Origin of the sequence: Planotetraspora sp. A-T 1434 (assembly GCF_025420585.1) — a bacterium.
Taxonomy (GTDB): domain Bacteria; phylum Actinomycetota; class Actinomycetes; order Streptosporangiales; family Streptosporangiaceae; genus JAOEGB01.
The window spans coordinates 25,155-40,941 of the sequence record NZ_JAOEGB010000027.1 but is presented as its reverse complement, the minus strand read 5'-3'; the positions used below and the strand labels follow the sequence as shown (position 1 = coordinate 40,941).

Here is a 15,787-nt window from a genome sequence, read left to right as displayed (position 1 = left end):
AAGATGCACGATTGCATATTCGCCCAGCTCAACTCCTCCGTGTGACGATGGCGGCGCTTACGACGTGACGGGTTCGTTATGAGGGGGAGGTCGCGATGCATCAGGATCCGATGGCGCCGCAACCGGTGGCCCGGGCTCTGGAGGAGTACCGGGCGCTGCTGGACGAGCACGGGCTCACCTGGGGAGAGCCGCCGCTGACGTACGTACGCATGATGAGCTTCCTCCGGTTCCCCGACGAGGCGAGGCGGATGGCCTTCGGCCGTGACGCCGGCGACACGGAGCTCGGCGAGGCGTTCCGTGACGCGCTCGGCGGCGAGGTCCCCAGGGGGCTCACCGTGCTGAGGCTCCTCCAGGACGGCCACCGGCTGGAGACCGGCCCGGCGACGGCGGTCCTGTCGGCCGATCCCGTCCCCGCCGTCCTGCTGGTCGACTCGGCCCGCGACACCGCCGCCCGAGTCACTGTCGGCGGCGTGCCGTACGACATCGGGCCGGGGAGCGCCCGGCTCCTCGACGTGACCAGCGCCACGCCCGTGACGGCCGACGGCCGGGCGGTGGACCTCTCGGGGCTGGTCCGGGCGGCCGTGCCGGCCAGGCTGCGCCTGCGCGCCGGGTTCCCGTGCCGCTGGACCGTCCTGTCCGGCGGGGGCCAGGGGTGGTATCCGCCGGGCAGCCCGCCCCGGCGCGACTACCGCGACGTGCCGTTCTTCCACGGCGACGACCTCGTGCTCGACGTCCCCGCCGAGCCCCTGACCGTCCGCGTCTCGCGCGGCATGGAGTACGGCACGGCGGAGACGGCCGTGGTGCCCGAGCCGTGGCGCGAGACGCTCGTCGAGCTGGCCCCCGAACGGATCTACGACGCCGCCGCCCGCGGCTGGTACGGCGCGGACCTCCACGTCCACCTCAACTGGGCGGGCGACCTGGTCGCGACGCCCACCGAGGCGGCGGCCGCCCAGCTCGGCGAGGACCTGCACGTGCTCAACCTCGTCGCGGGCAACGTCGCGGGGGAGCGGGTCTACGACCGCGAGGCGCTCCAGCACTGGGCGGGCCGCGACCTGCCGTGGTCGGACGCCACCCACATCGCCCGTATGGGCGTGGAATACCGCAACGACCTCCTCGGCCACGTCCACGCGTTCGGGATGGCCGCGCCGCCGTCGGCCTACCACACCGGGTTCGCGGGCGACGCCGACTGGCCGCCGAACGCAACCGCCTGCGGCGAGATGCGGGAGCTGAACGCCGTCCTCGGGTACGCCCATCCCTTCCACGGGCCGGTCTCCACGCCTGAGGAGATCATCGGCGACGGGTGCCGAGACTGCTCGGGGCGGGCCCTCGTCGTGGACGCCGTCCTCGGCCTGATGGACGGCGTCGAGCTGCTTCACTTCTCGGACTTTTCCGGCACCGTGGAGGTCTACCGGCGGCTCATCGGCGCGGGGAACCGGCTCGCCGCCCTCGCCGGCACCGACACGATGCTCTCCTTCACCCGGCAGGACACGGTCTCCAGCCCGCCCGGCTGGGAGCGCGTGTACGCCCGCCTCGACGGACCCCTGTCCGCCGAGTCGTTCGCCGGAGCCGTACGGCAGGGCCGGACGTTCGCCACCACCGGCCCGTGGCTGGAGCTGACCGTGGACGGCCACGAGCCGGGGGACACGCTGGACCTCGCGCCGGGCGACCGAGTGACGATCACGGCCAGGACGGTCGGCCCCGAGGTGGAGCGCCTGGAGATCCGCACGGCGGCCGGCCCCCTCGCCCAGTCCGCCGCCCGTAGCTCTACTGGACGGGGAGGGGGCCTCGGCGGCGAGCTGACGGCTACGCTGGTCGTGGACGGCCCCACCTACGTCGTGGCGGTCGCGTCGGGACGCGGCCACCCACGGTCGCTCCACCGTGAGGTCTTCGCCCACACGAGCCCGGTCTATCTCGACGTCGCGGGCAGGCATGTCGCCCGCGAGGAGGACGTGCGCTGGTGCCTGCGCTGGCTCGCGCTCCTGGAGGATCTCGTCCGCGACCACGCCGCCCTCGAGGGGCCCGCCCAGCTCCGCGACCACCTCGACCTCATCGAGAAGGCCCGCGCGGTCTACGAATCGCGTCTGTGAACCGTCAGATGTCGAGCTCTGAGCCGCCGAACCGGTCCCGCAGGAACCGGCCCTGGTCCCTGAGGGCCTGCTCGTCCCCCTGGTAGACGGCGTCGGCCACCTTGGTGAGGCCCGTCTCCAGCAGGTCGAGCTGGGCCATCAGCTCCTCGTGCGCGCTGCGCTCCCGCTCGCCCCGCCGGGTCAGCGCGTACGACCTGGGCAGGTTGGCGTAGGCCTCCAGGCTGGTCGGCAGGTAGTCGCGGATCGCCTGCGACACGACGTGGAGCTGGTCGGGGGAGGAGGTCAGCGCCTCCGCCCTGGCCAGGATGTCGCGGAGGATCGCGGCCAGCCCGCCTACCTTCGCCACGACATCGTCCGGGAACCGGGTCGCGGACACCTTCGGCACGAGCGCGTCGAGGTCGGCCCGGAGCTGCCGCGTCTCGACCTCGGCATGGGAGATCGTCAGCCGCACCCGGTCCGGCGGGGTGAGCAGCGCCCCCACTCCGTAGAGCCCTATGACGACGACGGGCCAGAACGACCCGGCCAGCCCGAGGAAGTGCAGCACCAGGCCGAGCAGGGCGAGGCCCGAGCCGACGATGTTCCTGGTCGAGCCGAGGTAGGCCAGGACCCGGTCACTGGTAGCCACGGATCTCCTTGAACGCCGACGCTAGCGACCCCGACCGGGCGTCGAACGTCGCACCGCCGGTCAGCGCCGCGACCTGCTTCATCTCCGCCACGTCGCTGTCGCCGAACAGCACCACGAAGGTCCGGACGTTCCGGGATGTGGTCGCGTAGTAGGACGCGAAGTCGTCGTAGGAGGCCCCGTCGGTGTTGTCCCCGTCCGTCATCAGCACGATCGACGTGAAGTCGCCGCCGTTCCCCTGCCGTGCGGCCAGCTCATACGCCGCCCGGAGACTGTCGTAGATGGCCGTGCCGCCGCCCGCGTCGAGGTCCTCGCCGTACGACCTGATCTGGCCGAGGACGGGGGTGGCGTCCCGCTCCGGCACGGTGAACGTGCGCGGCGTCCCGGGAGCGGAGTTGAACGGCAGCAGCGTCACGGTCTCGCGGTTGCGGAACCGGGAGAACTGCCCGGAGACCGAGGTGTCCGCGCCGGTCAGCGCCGCGAGCGCCTGCTTGAGCGCGTCGATCCTGTCGCCCCGCATCGAGCCGGAGGTGTCGAGCACGAACAGCGTCCGCGACGGGCGTCGCACCTGGTTGAGGTACGCGCTGATCAGCTCGTCGGCGGCGCTGCGCCGGTTCGGGAACGGCAACTCCAGCAACTGGGCCGTGCCGAACCGCTGGTCGGGCCGCACCTCGGGCACGATGGGCCGCCGGTAGGTCGTCGTCATGATCTTCCGCTGGACGTCCGGGGTGCGCAGCCACGTGGCGAGCTTGCCGTACAGGTCCTTCTTGGCGGAGGACGCGAGCAGCGTGAGCGGGTAGTCGGCGGTGACGACGCCGTCGCTGGGATAGACGATCGTGAGCGGCTCCTTGAGCCTGCTCTGCAGGCCGAGCAGCACCGACTCATAGTTGATCAGCCCGTCCACCGAGCTCGTCTTGGCGTACGCGTCGGCGAGCCAGCCCGACGAGCCCGCGGTGAGCGTCTGGGCGGAGAAGAACTGCTTCAGCTTCGGCGTCGCGGCGGCGATCTGCGCCTTGTCCAGCGCCTCGCCCGCGTTGGAGAGCGCGGCCGTGACGCCGACCAGGGCGGAGAAGCCCGAGTTGGACGACGCCGGGTTCGTCATGCCGAAGGTGAACTTCCGGTCCTTGGCCGCCGCCGCGATGTCCGCCCAGGTGACCTGCCTGGTGTCCCAGCCGAGCGCGTGGGCCTTGGTCTTCTTCAGGCCGAGCACCACGGGCGAGACCATGACCTTCGTCTGGGTCGACAGCTTGGCGTTCGCCCCGTCGATCAGCGACAGGTAGCGGTTGGAGGAGAACCAGGTCGCGTCGTAGTGCCCGTCCGCCCCGCCGCTCGCCACCTGCTCGGCGCCGTCGAGTGTTCCGGTGTAGGTCAGGGCCACCTTCACGCCCACGGCGCCGGCCGCCTCCTTGAGCAGCGGCTCCAGGTCCTTGACCTCGCTGCCCGCGAGGACGCGCAGCACGTCGGGCCCGTCCGGTAGCCGCCCCGGCGTGTCCGGCGTGTCGCCGCCGCGCGAGCAGGCCGTCGCCGCGACCAGCACGGCCAGTGTGGCCGCCGCCGCGAGACGCCTCATGAGGAGATCGCCTCGTCGTCGCGGCGGGCCCGCTCCAGATAGGTCTTGGCGTGGTCGAGCTCGACCGTCAGGTTGTTGACCGTGACCGCCATGCTCTCGACGGCCTTCGCCTTGAACGTGTCGATCATGTCCATGGTCGTGTAGATGTTGTCGAACGCCTTCTGCAGCGCCTCCATGCTCACCGTGGTGGAGGCGGCCTGCGTCTGGATCTCGCCGGCCTGCGTCTTCAGCATCTCGCTGGTGGCCAGGATCAGGTCCGAGGTCGTCGCGTTGAGGGCGGAGATCTGGTCGAGCACGAGCTTCTGGTTGGCCAGCGCCTGGGCGACCGTGACGGCGGTCCGCAGCGCCGAGATCGTCGTGGTCGTCGCCCGGTCGACGCCCTTGATCAGCTCCAGGTTGTTCTTGCGGATCAGGTCCAGGGCGAGGTAGCCCTGCGCGGAGACGGCGAGCTGGGTCAGCAGGTCCTGATGCTTCTGCCGGACGCTGAACAGGGCGTCGGAGCGCAGCGCCGTCGCCTTCTCCGAGTCCGTCAGCTCGATCCTGTTGATCTGTTCTTCGAGGGCCGAGTCGAGCGCCGCCGCGAGCACCGCGTACTCCTGCAGTTTCGTCATCGACTCCCAGAGGTTCGCCTTCTCGCCCTCGATGGCGGCGTTGTCCTTGAGCAGCTCGTCCTGCCCGGACTTGAGGGCCCGGATGATGTCGTCGATGTGCTTCTGCGCGCTCTGGTACTTCGCGAAGTAGTCGCGCAGCTTGTCCCCGAACGGGATGAGACCGAGCAGCTTCTTCGCGCCGCTGGTGGCCTGCTTCGGGTCCAGGTCCACGATCGTACGGCGGAGCGCCACGAGCTGGTTGGCGACCTGGACCTGGCCGTCGGCGCCCTCACCCTTCGCCGAGGCGAGCGCGGACACCGGGCGCTTCAGCATCCGGTTCGAAACCTGCGACGACGCCCGGATCTCCGAGTCGCCCATCGAGGAGATGTCGTGGACCTTCTTGGTGAACTCCGGCGACCGGGGGTCGAGCGTCGTCAGCTCCTCGGCGAAGCCCGCCGCCTTGCTCGCCAGCTCCGCGCCGCGCTCGTCCGGGAGCGGCAGCATGGTGGCGGCCTTCTCGACCGGCACCGCCGCTACGGGGGCGGGCGGCGTCAGCACCAGATCGTTGGACACTGTTCGGTTCTCCTTGTGGGGGTGCCGCGTGGGGGTCAGCGCGTAAGAGGCAGCGCGCAGGGGTCAGGAGGTGGGCTTGGCGCCGGCCAGGTAGCGCCGCTCGATCGTGGCGATGAGCCGCTCCAGGTGGTCGTAGGTGGGCGGCTCCACGACGTCGACCAGGCTGCCGGGGATCTGGGCCTTGGCCGAGGCGACCAGGCCGGCGAAGACCTTCGGGTCGGCCGTGCGGAAGCCGTATCTCGCCTCGAGGCGGGCGAACTCGGGGTCCTCCTGGAGGAGCCTGCCGACCTCGGCCGCCTGGTCGGTGAACGGCACGAGCGTGTGCTTGCTGAGCACGGTCGGCGAGGGGTAGATCAGCCGCATGTCCGGGCGGATCGCCCCGTCGGCCGCGAACAGGCGCGACGCGTACTGCGCCTCGTAGATCACGACCATCGGCGTCTTCCCGGCGCCCATCGCGAGGTAGTCCTCGAACGGCGCCTCGCTCGACGACTCCGAGTAGCCCTGGTCGAGGAAGAGCGGGGACACCTTCTCGGCGACCGTGGCCGCCTGGGCGGATGAGTTCACCACGTCGTCGCCGTTGGCGACGTAGCTGGTCATCGCCAGGTACATCGCGGCGGAGTTCGACGTGCGCACGTCGGTGGTGGTGAGCAGCACCCGCTTGCGGGCCCGGTAGGTCGTGTTGCCAGGCAGCGCGTCCCAGCGGGTGCCTTTGGCGACCAGGTCGAGGTACTTCTTGATGTCGAGCACCTGGTAGCCCGAGCCGGAGTCGTGGACCACGCCGGCTTTCGTCAGCACGTCGACGATCGGCTGGAACGTCGCGATGGCCATGGGGGAGTAGAACGGCGAGTACGTACGGCTGGCCCTACGCTCCTGCCGGATCTTCTCCGCCGCCGGGACGCTGGAGGGGAAGGCGAAGGCGTACTTGCCGAGGTCGACCGAGGTGGCGATCTGCCGCGACCCGGCCGTGTCGACCTCCACCCGCAGCCCGTGCTTCGCGAACGCCGCCTGGACCTGCGCGTCGTCGAAGAACGGCTTCTTCTCCGAACCGATCACCCCGCGGACCGTCGTGAGCTGCTTCGTCCCCCCGCCCCCGCCGCCGCCGCTTCCGCCGCTGTTGCCGAGGACGAGAGCCAGCACGACGGCCCCGCCCAGGAGCAGCGCCAGCCCGACGCCGATCCATCGCTTCATTCAAACGTTCCTTTGGCGAGCTCCCGCAGCCGATTTGGCCCCGCATCCACCCCGAATTATGGGAGATAACCGGAATACGTGAGGTCGAGGGAGAGAACGTATTTAGAATTCAGCACTCGTTCACCGTAAATTCACGCGAACAGGGCGCGGCCCCAGTAGTCGCCGGCGTCCGTCACGCCGGGAGGAACGGCGAACAGGCCGCTGGAGACATGTTTGATGTACTCGTTGAGCGCGTCCTTGCCGGCCAGCTCCATCTGAATCGGCACGAACTGCTTGCGCGGGTCGCGCTGGTAGGCCATGAAGAAAAGGCCGGCGTCGAGCCGTCCGAGGCCGTCCGAGCCGTCGACGAAGTTGTAACCCCGCCGCAGCAGCCGGGCCCCTCCGTGGCTGGACGGGTGCGCGAGCCGTACGTGCGCGTCGGCCGCGATCACCGGCTTGCCGTCGGGGCCGGTCTTCGCGAAGTCCGGCGCGTCGAACTCCCCGTGCCCGGTGAGGGGCGCCCCCTTGCCCTTGTCCCGGCCGAAGATCGCCTCCTGCTCCCCCAGCGAGGTGCGGTCCCAGGTCTCGACGTGCATGCGGATCTTGCGGGTGACCAGGTAGCTGCCGCCGTCCATCCAGGCCGGGCCGTCGCCGGGGGCGGCCCACAGATGGTCGCGGAGCATCGCGGTGTCCTCGAGCTTGAGGTTGTTCGTCCCGTCCTTGAAACCCATCAGGTTGCGGGGCGTGGCCTGCGCGCGCGAGGTGGAGGAGGTCCGGCCGAAGCCGAGTTGCGAGTAGCGGACCGACACCTTGCCGAACCCGATCCTCGCGAGGTTGCGGATCGCGTGCACGGCGACCTGCGGGTCGTGCGCGCACGCCTGGACGCAGATGTCGCCGCCCGAGATCTCCGGCGTGAGGTCCTCGCCGGGGAACGCGGGCAGGTCGGCCAGGGCCGCCGGCTTACGGCCGGCCAGCCCGAACCTGCCGTCGAACAGCGACGCCCCGAAGCCGACCGTCAGCGTCAGCCCGGAGGGCGGCAGGCCCAGGGCCTCGCCGGTGTCGTCCGGCGGAGCCTCGGGGGCGCCGCCGACCGCTCCGAACGTGCCTGCGTCCCTGCCCTGGGTCATCCGCGCGGCGGCGGCCGTCCACTCCTGAAGCAGGTCGGCCAGCTCGGCCCGTTTGGTGGTGATCACGTTGAAGGAGACGAAGTGCAGCCGGTCCTGCGCCGGCGTCGTGATGCCCGCCTGGTGCGCGCCGTAGAAGGGCACGGGGCCGGACGTCGACGCCGCGTGCGCGGCCGGGGGCTCCTCGATCAGTGCGCGGCTCGCGACGGCGCCCGCTCCGACGGCCGCCACACTCGCCGCCCCCAGGCCGAACAGCTTCCTGCGGCTGATCCCGCTCATCCGGCCGGTCATTTGGCAGCCACCACGGCGGCGACCCTGCTGATCGGCTCGGCGAGGGCGTTGATGGCGTCCGACAGGGCCTTCAGATCGTCCTTGGACAGCTCGTTGTGCGGCTTCCAGCCGTCCCCGGCCCGGTGCCCGCCGAGCGTGGTCTCGGCCGCGGCGAACTTCTCGTCGAGGGTCGTCACCAGGTCGGCGGCGCGCTCCTGCAGCACCGGCCGGAGGGCCTGGACGGCGGCTTTGGACCCCTGGAGGTTGGCGTCGAAGTCCCACAGGTCGGTGTGGGAGTAGCGGTCCTCCTCGCCGGTGATCTTGCCGGTGGCCACCTCGTCGAGCAGTTCCTTGGCGCCGTTCGCGAGCTGGACGGGGGAGAGCTCCGCCGAGTTGGACTTCGCCACGATCGTGGTGACGTCGGCCATGAGCTTGTCGGCGATCGGGCCGTCCTGGCTCACGTCCTTGGTGACCCACAGATCCTTCTCGATCTTGTGGAAGCCCGTCCACTTCTCGCCCTTGGCCACGTCGTTCGCGCGGGCGTCGATCGCCGGGTCGAGGTCGCCGAAGACCTCGGCCACCGGCTCGATGCGCTCCCAGTAGGTGCGGGCGACCGGGTAGAGATCCTTGGCCTTGGCGATGTCGCCCGCCTTGACGGCGTCCGCGAACTCCTTCGTCTTGACGAGCAGCGTGTCGGACTGGGACTTGATGTACGCCTTGTAGCTCGCGACCGCCTGGGAGAGCTTCGCGTCCGCGGCCAGCGGCTTGTGCTCGCCGGTGACCGTGAGCGGGTTGCGGATCCCCTTGCCGGACATTCCCGGCTTGCAGGTGGCCTCGTAGGCCCCCGGCGGGAGCTCGATGACGACCTCGCGGGTCAGGCCGGGGACGATGTCCTCGACCTCGCCCATCACCCGGTCGCCCGGGGCGTACACGTAGAACTCGGTCACCTTGCTGCCGTTGTTGGTGATGGCGAAGGTGGAGGTGCCGGCGGCGAGCTGGGCCGCGCCGACCTTGCAGTCGGTGTCGGTGGCGGCGACGGCGATCTTCCCCAGCTTCCCGGGCCCGGCCGCGGCGGTCGTCGTGCCGGTGTCCCCGGAGCCGCTCGTCGAGGAGCAGGCGGTGAGCCCGGCGAGAGCCAGGGCGGCGGCGGTCAGGGCGGTGGCGGTGCGCATGTGCGTAGGACTCCGACTCTTGCGGTGAGGGGTTCAGGAAGCGGGCTGAGCCGATTTGGGAGCAGGACTCACCGGCGCCTTGCTGGAGGGCCGGAGGAAGAGGAAGAGCACGGGTACGGCGTAGGCGACCCAGGCGACGGTCTCCAGCACGCTGGGCTGCGCGGTGATGTTGAACATGCCGCTGAGCACCGTGGAGTACCACGCCGACGGGTTGAGGACGCCGCTGATGTCGAAGGCGAGGGTGCTCAGGCCGGGCAGGACGCCCGCCTCCTGCAGGTCGTGCACGCCGTACTTGAAGATGCCGGCGGCGACCAGGATGAGCAGCAGCCCCGTCCAGGTGAAGAACTTGGTGAGGTTGATGCGCAGCGCACTGCGGTAGAGCCCCCAGCCGATGGCGACGGACACCAGCAGCCCGAGGCTGATGCCGATCAGGGGGCTCGCGCTGGCCGTCGCTCCCTGCGCCGCGGCGAACCACAAAAGCGCCGTCTCCAGGCCCTCACGGGCCACGGCGAGGAACGCCATGACGACGACGGCGGTCCCGCCGAGCTGGAGGGCGTCGCTGAGCTTCTCCCGGAGCTCGCCCGACATCTTCCGCGCCGCCGTCCGCATCCAGAAGATCATGAAGGTCACGAACACGGTGGCGGCCAGCGAGGCGATCGCGTCGAACAGTTCGTGCTGCCGCGATTCCAGGTGCGCGGCGGTGAAGGTGAGCAGCGCGCCGAACCCGACAGAGAGCGCGACGGCGGCTCCGACTCCGGACCACACGAGCGGCAGCCGGTCTCGGCGGTCGCTCTTGACCAGGAAGGCCACGAGGATGGAAACGACGAGCGTCGCCTCCAGGCCCTCGCGCAGCCCGATGAGGAAGCTCGCGAACACAGTGACCCTCCGAGGGAGTGGTAAGCCTTGCCTAAATTAGGACAGGGTTACCTTACCCGCAAGAGGCCATGGTCATCTAGCGGGGGAGGCTTTTGTCACTTCCCTGGTCGCCCGCCTCCCGGGTCACGGGAAAACCAGTGGCGCGGGGCGGTCCCGCCCAGCGTGCCAGCCGTCTCGCAGTGCATCCCGGGAGGGTCCGCTGGACTTCTGAGGTCGCCGCCACCCTGTATTCAGGAACATCCCCATGAGCCTATTTATGCCAGTTTCTGTTATTTATGTCGATTTGTCGCTTTTCTGTGTGATGGCAGTCGTCTCGACGGCCTCTTCGCTTTCCGGACGGCCGGACCGGGCTCATCGGGGTTCCGGCTGCTCAGGCTAATCGCGGGGGGGGGGGGGGGGGCCTTCCGGCGGCTCCATCGCCGAGACTGGCGAGATATGCCACCTGCCGTAGAACCTGCCGACCTTGTAATCCGGGGGCCCGAGCGGATCGCGCCGCTGGGCCGAACGGGTCGGGAAGACCATGCTGTGAGGCAGCTCGCGCGGGCGCCGCCGGCCTACCGGAGCGCGCTGATCGGCCGGCCAGGACGTGCCGTTCCTGGAGCCGATCGGGATCACGTGCTGGCTGTCCGTCGGCCAAGAGGGCCTGATGGCGTCGGCTTGACACGGCGTGTTTGATCCATAAAAAGTGGTGGGGGTGATCTCCCCCCGACTACCGGCGGCCGTGCTGGCCGTGACCTTCGCCCTGACGGCCTGCACCGGAAAGAGCTCCACGGGCGGCCCCAGCCCGGCCTCGCCCGCCGGCGCCTCGTCCGGGTCCTCGTCTGGATCTCCGGCCCCTTCGGGGCTGACACCGGAGGCATACCAGGTCACGCTGGACGGGGCCGGCAAACCCGTCGCCTCCGCGCTGGGCGCCATCGCCAAGGCACGCACGTTGCGGTCGGTCGGCCAGCGGATCGATCGCGCCAAGAACGCGATCGACGACGCGGTCGGGCAGCTCGGCGGCGTCCAGCCGCCCGCGGACATCGGACCGGAGCACGCCGACTACCTCGCGGCGCTGCGCGCGATGAACGGTCAGCTCGACACCCTCCGCGTCGCCGTCGACGGGCGGAGCCTGTGCACCTCCGGGGCGGTCCTCGCCCGGCTCGGCAAATCGGGTGAGTTCGCCGATCTCAAGGAGGCCGGGGCGGACCTCGCCGGCGGCGGCGACTACCGAGGCGGGGTGATCGGCCTCAAGCCGCCCAAGGAGCGCGACCGCCGGCCCGGCAACGGCACGGTCCTGCTGTCGGCCGTCCGCGGCGGCCGGGGCAGCCTGACCGTCAAGAACGGCGGCTCCAGGGATGGGGTCGTGACCCTGGTCAAGGGCAAGAAGAAGGCCGTCAGCCTCTACGTGCGGAAGAAGTCGACCGCCAAGGTTCCCAACATCAGGGACGGGAGCTACCGCGTCTACTTCACGACCGGCGTCGACTACGACCGCGGGGCGCATGCCTTCACCAGAAGCTGCCGGTTCTCACGGTTCGACGACTCGCTGCGCTACCGGACCACCTACACGGCCAGCCAGGTCCGCTGGAACAACTGGACGATCACGCTGAACAAGATCAGCGGTGGGAACGCGTCGACCAGCGACGTCGACCCGGACGACTTCCCGTCCTGAGACTTTCTACGCGAACCCGTGGGAGGCACGGGAGCGCCGTGGGCTGTCATGGCGCTCCTCAGGCTCCCGTCCTGCGGCAAGGCTTCCGCGGTGGGCTCAGCTTGAGAAGAGCATGCCCACCCAGCTTCGGTTATGGTGGCCGTGGTGCCCCCCATGGTGCGGCGCGCCCCAGGCCGGGCCACTGTGAGCGGGCGGCGGCGCGTACTGCTGCTGCGCCCACTGCGACTCCAGCCGGGTCAGCGTCTCCAACTCGCCGTAGTCCAGGAAGATCCCCCGGCAGTTGTCACACTGCTCGATGTGGATTCCGTTGCGGTCGTAGGTCCGCATCCGGCCACGGCACTTGGGACACTCCATCAATAGCCCTCTTCCTGCTCTATCTCTAAGCCTGTCTCCGGCTCTCGCCTGCCGCCGCGAGGATCCTCCCGCAGGAGGAGACCAGCGCCAGGGCCACGTCGTCGAGGGCGTCGCCCGCCCTCCTCGCCGTGACCACGGCTGTCGCGGCCAGTTGGACGGTCAACGCCCGAGCCGGCAGGTCGAGTTCCCGCCATGGGTCGTCGTACGGCACGGCCGCGCCGCCCGCTCGGAGATAGGCGGACAGGAAGCGGTCCCACGCGGCGGGTTCCAGCAGTCCGGCCGCGAACCAGGCCGCGGGCCGGGCCAGGTCCCACGCCGGGTCGCCCACCCCGAGGTCATCCGGATCGATCAGGAGCCACGTCCCCTCATGGCGGACGAGTTGCCCCAGATGCCAGTCGCCGTGCGTCAGCGCCGGCCTGGCGACCGGAGGAGTCAGCAGCGGTAGCGTCTCGTACGCCTTCCGGATGATGGCGACAGCGTCTACACCACCCAACTCGTCCGAATCCCCCTCACCCCCGTATTTGCCCGTATGGGATGCTCCAGCGCCCTGCTTGTCCCCGCCCAGGCGGCCCGTGCCCTGCTCGCCTCTGTCCAGCTCTCGTGCCTCTGGTGCGGGGCTGTCCGGCTCCGCTGTGGTATGTGCGGGTTTGTTCGGGTGGGCCGTGCCGCGTGGTGGCATGTCCGGTTGGGCTATGCCGTGTGTGGGGCTGTCCGGCTCCGCCGTGCCCGGGGCGAGGCTGTCCGGCTCCGCAGCGCCCTGTGCGGCGGCGCTCTCTTGCTCGATCCCGCCCAACTCCGCCATTGCTCTGGCCAGCCGTCCGGGTCCGCCCGCTGGGGGCATGCCAGAGGGCGCGGGATGGGCGTGGAGCCGTGCGAGGAGTCGTCCGCCCTCCTCCCATGGCGTCGCGCCGCTGTCGAGGAGGGCGGGTGTCAGCGCCTCCCCAGCGGGCCAGATCGTCACGAGCCGGTCGCCCAGCCGATCCAGGCCGAGGGGGGCCAGCATCACCCCTGGCACCCGACTGGCCACGTCCAAGCGAGCGCGTAGCTCTTTCTCGTCCGTGTCGGCAGGGTGAGCCTTGACCACGACGTCGCCGACCCTCACCACCAGCACCCGAGTGTCCTTGAGCACCGTCACTGGCCCGTCGCGCCGGGCGAGCCGTACAAGATCGTCAACGAGCATGGGACCTCAAGCGCTGATCATCCACGACGTAAGCCTAAGCGCGGTGCCTAAGAGGTCGCCCAAGGCTTTTCGGTGCCCTTCGCGGTTGCACGTTGGCGTGCTCCAGACGAGGAGGCGACGGGCCGGGAAACACCCGGCCACCTGCGCTCTGATCGGGTGCATACATGTGATCGCGGCTCGCCGACCCGGGCCCCTCTGGGACGATTTAGGTAGATCTTTTCGGGGTCCTTCTGACCTGCGGTTTTGTGGTTGATCTAGCCGAGTTCTGTCATAGGCGCTGGATAGCGTGAGGGCAGTTCTTGAGATCCGTGGGAGCCCAGGGGGAGGTGCCTTTCGATGGTTGAGTGGCCGATTGACGTCTTTGGCCCCTCTCATACGGCGCGTGCCGCCAAGCGCAAGCTGCCCGACGTCCTCAAGGGCACTGTCCTGGACCCTGATTACGTCCCGCCGCAGCGCTCCGTGGACGACGGCTACGGCGACGCCTGGCAGTACGAGGTATACCGGCAGTTCGTCCGGAGGAGCTGCTCACGCCCCCCTGCCGAAGCCGCACGGGGTGCTGCTCCACCACGCACCGGGCCCTGTTTAAGCGCGCAGGCGCTTTGTTCCACCACGCACCGGGCTTCGTTGAACCGCACTGGCGATTGCGCGCGCGTGCTTCGGTGACCGGGCGGTTAAGCGGATCGCAATGATGCTTTACATGATGATCTCTAGTCGTTGATCGAAGGTGCGGATAGTTTCACGGCGTCACCCCCCAAGCGAGTCGGCAGGCCGTATCACGGGCCGGTCGCCGAGGTAGGAAGTGCCATGGCACGCACACCGCTTTTCGCCGCGCTCCGCAGCGTCGTCCGCCAGCTGGAGACCGAGACCGCATCAGACACCGCATCAGACACCGCGTCACAGACCCCATCCGTGTCCGCGCCCGAGTCCGTGTCCGCGGCCGGTCGCCGGTCCGGGGGGCAGAAGCCCGGGGAGGGAATGTCCCGCCGGCATCTGCTGAGGGCGGCGGCGGCCGCCGGCACGATGGCCGGGCTGGGTGCCACCACGGCGTACGGGCTGGCCACGCCTTCGCGGGCCCAGGCGGCCACCGCGCCGAGGATCGTCGTCATCGGTGCCGGGCTGGCGGGGCTCACCGCCGCTTACGAGCTGAAGAAGGCGGGTTACACGGCGACTGTCTACGAGGCGTCCGACCGCCTGGGCGGGCGGTGCTGGAGTGACCGGAGCACCTTCGCGGAGGGCCAGATCGCCGAGCACGGGGGCGAGCTCATCGACCAGGGGCACACCGCCCTGCTCCAGCTCACCCAGGAGCTCGGCCTCACGACCCAGAACCTGCTGGCCGCCGAGCCGAACGGCTCCGAGCCGATCTACTACTTCGACGGGGGCCGCTACGACTACGCCACCGCGAAGGGTGACCTGCAGGGCATCTGGCAGCAGTTGCACTCCGACGCGTCGGCGGCGAGTTACCCCACCCTCTACTCCAGCTACACCCAGCGCGGATACGAGCTGGACCACATGTCGGTGCGCGACTGGATCAACGCGTACGTCCCTGGAGGCATCGGCTCGCGCCTCGGGCAGCTCCTGGATGTGGCCTACAACATCGAATACGGCGCTGAGACGAGCCAGCAGTCGTCACTCAATCTGATCTACCTGCTGGCCTACCAGGGCGCGGGCAACATCCGGATCTTCGGCAAGTCGAACGAGAAGTACCACGTGCTCGGGGGCAACGACCAGGTGGCGACGCGGCTCGCGGCCGCGCTCACCGGTCAGATCAAGCTGGGCACCGCGCTGCGGGCGCTGGCCGACCGGGGAGACGGCACCTGGGCGGTCACGGTGGGGTCGCCGGGAAGCTCCAAGTCCACGACCACCATCGCCGACCGCGTCGTGCTGGCGCTGCCGTTCTCGCTGCTGCGCGACGTCGACCTCAGCAGCGCCGGATTCCCGGCGCGCAAGGCCAAGGCCATCGCCGAGTCCCGGATGGGCACCAACTCGAAGCTGCAGCTTCAGTTCAGCCGGCGCTACTGGTACGAACTCGGTGGCAACGGGGAGAGCTACGCGGACACTGGCTACCAGTCCACCTGGGAGGTGACGCGTGCCCAGAGCGGGACATCCGGAATCCTCGTGGACTACACCGGCGGGGCGCCCGGTGCCGACTTCGGCACGCTGACGCCCGCCCAGTACGCCGCGAGGTTCCTGGGCCAGCTTGAGCCGGCGATGCCGGGCATCACTCCGCTGTGGAACGGACGGGTGCTGCTCAACCACTGGGCCTCCTACCCGTGGACCCGCGGCTCCTACTCCTACTGGGGAGTGGGGCAGTACACCACGGTCGTGGGGGTCGAGCGCGAAGCCGTCGGTGGCTGCCACTTCGCCGGGGAGCACACGTCGGTCGACTTCCAGGGCTACCTCAACGGGGCGGTCGAGTCCGGCCAGCGAGCGGCCGACGAGGTGATTGCGGCGCTGCGCCGCTGAAGGCCGCGCCGCCGAAAGCTCCGCTGCTGAAACCGCCGCTGAAACGCCGCTGAAAAGCGCCGCAGAAAGCTTCGCCGCTGAAGGCAGG

Annotated in this window: 12 protein-coding genes; 3 read left to right on the top strand and 9 right to left on the bottom strand. The window is 69.9% G+C overall.

Annotation, left to right across the window (positions count from 1 at the left end):
• The first annotated feature begins 95 nt into the window (after window positions 1-95).
• A complete protein-coding gene (locus tag N5079_RS28870) occupies window positions 96-2,087 on the top strand; it encodes a CehA/McbA family metallohydrolase (protein ID WP_261587300.1) in 1,992 nt (663 codons plus the stop codon).
• Between the two features lie 4 nt (window positions 2,088-2,091).
• Here the strand turns inward: N5079_RS28870 and N5079_RS28865 are convergent, their stop codons facing one another.
• The 7 genes from N5079_RS28865 to efeU form a co-directional block, all read right to left on the bottom strand.
• Window positions 2,092-2,712 (bottom strand): hypothetical protein, encoded by a 621-nt coding sequence (locus N5079_RS28865; RefSeq protein WP_261587299.1) that lies wholly within the window; start codon window positions 2,710-2,712, stop codon window positions 2,092-2,094.
• Window positions 2,699-4,279 carry a vWA domain-containing protein gene (locus N5079_RS28860; protein WP_261587298.1) on the bottom strand — a complete coding sequence of 527 codons (1,581 nt, stop codon included), beginning with the start codon at window positions 4,277-4,279 and terminating at the stop codon, window positions 2,699-2,701. The genes N5079_RS28865 and N5079_RS28860 overlap by 14 nt, the downstream gene beginning before the upstream one ends.
• Complete coding sequence (locus tag N5079_RS28855; RefSeq protein ID WP_261587297.1) at window positions 4,276-5,442, bottom strand: toxic anion resistance protein; 1,167 nt, start codon at window positions 5,440-5,442, stop codon at window positions 4,276-4,278. Before N5079_RS28855 ends, N5079_RS28860 begins: the two co-directional genes overlap by 4 nt.
• 63 nt (window positions 5,443-5,505) lie before the next feature.
• A complete protein-coding gene (locus N5079_RS28850) occupies window positions 5,506-6,630 on the bottom strand; it encodes a hypothetical protein (protein ID WP_261587296.1) in 1,125 nt (374 codons plus the stop codon).
• A 131-nt stretch (window positions 6,631-6,761) separates the two neighbouring features.
• Window positions 6,762-8,012: an iron uptake transporter deferrochelatase/peroxidase subunit gene (gene efeB, locus N5079_RS28845; protein WP_261587295.1), complete on the bottom strand. Its 1,251-nt coding sequence runs from the start codon at window positions 8,010-8,012 to the stop codon at window positions 6,762-6,764.
• A gap of 8 nt (window positions 8,013-8,020) precedes the next feature.
• Window positions 8,021-9,175 (bottom strand): iron uptake system protein EfeO, encoded by a 1,155-nt coding sequence (efeO, locus tag N5079_RS28840; protein WP_261587294.1) that lies wholly within the window; start codon window positions 9,173-9,175, stop codon window positions 8,021-8,023.
• Window positions 9,176-9,208: 33 nt separating this feature from the next.
• Entirely contained in the window at window positions 9,209-10,051 is an 843-nt protein-coding gene (efeU, locus tag N5079_RS28835) for an iron uptake transporter permease EfeU (protein ID WP_261587293.1), read from the bottom strand.
• Between the two features lie 694 nt (window positions 10,052-10,745).
• Here efeU and N5079_RS28830 point away from each other — a divergent pair.
• Entirely contained in the window at window positions 10,746-11,702 is a 957-nt protein-coding gene (locus N5079_RS28830) for a hypothetical protein (protein WP_261587292.1), read from the top strand.
• A 96-nt stretch (window positions 11,703-11,798) separates the two neighbouring features.
• On the opposite strand, the gene N5079_RS28825 is transcribed toward N5079_RS28830, so the two are convergent.
• Both N5079_RS28825 and N5079_RS28820 read right to left on the bottom strand, forming a co-directional pair.
• The gene (locus tag N5079_RS28825) at window positions 11,799-12,056 is read right to left on the bottom strand and encodes a zf-TFIIB domain-containing protein (RefSeq protein WP_261587291.1); all 258 of its coding nucleotides are present in this window, start codon (window positions 12,054-12,056) and stop codon (window positions 11,799-11,801) included.
• A 25-nt stretch (window positions 12,057-12,081) separates the two neighbouring features.
• Window positions 12,082-13,236, bottom strand: a complete 1,155-nt coding sequence (locus N5079_RS28820; protein WP_261587290.1) for a phosphotransferase family protein — start codon at window positions 13,234-13,236, stop codon at window positions 12,082-12,084.
• A gap of 804 nt (window positions 13,237-14,040) precedes the next feature.
• On the opposite strand from N5079_RS28820, the gene N5079_RS28815 reads away from it, so the two are divergent.
• The gene (locus N5079_RS28815) at window positions 14,041-15,699 is read left to right on the top strand and encodes a flavin monoamine oxidase family protein (protein ID WP_261587289.1); all 1,659 of its coding nucleotides are present in this window, start codon (window positions 14,041-14,043) and stop codon (window positions 15,697-15,699) included.
• The last annotated feature ends 88 nt before the right edge of the window (window positions 15,700-15,787 follow it).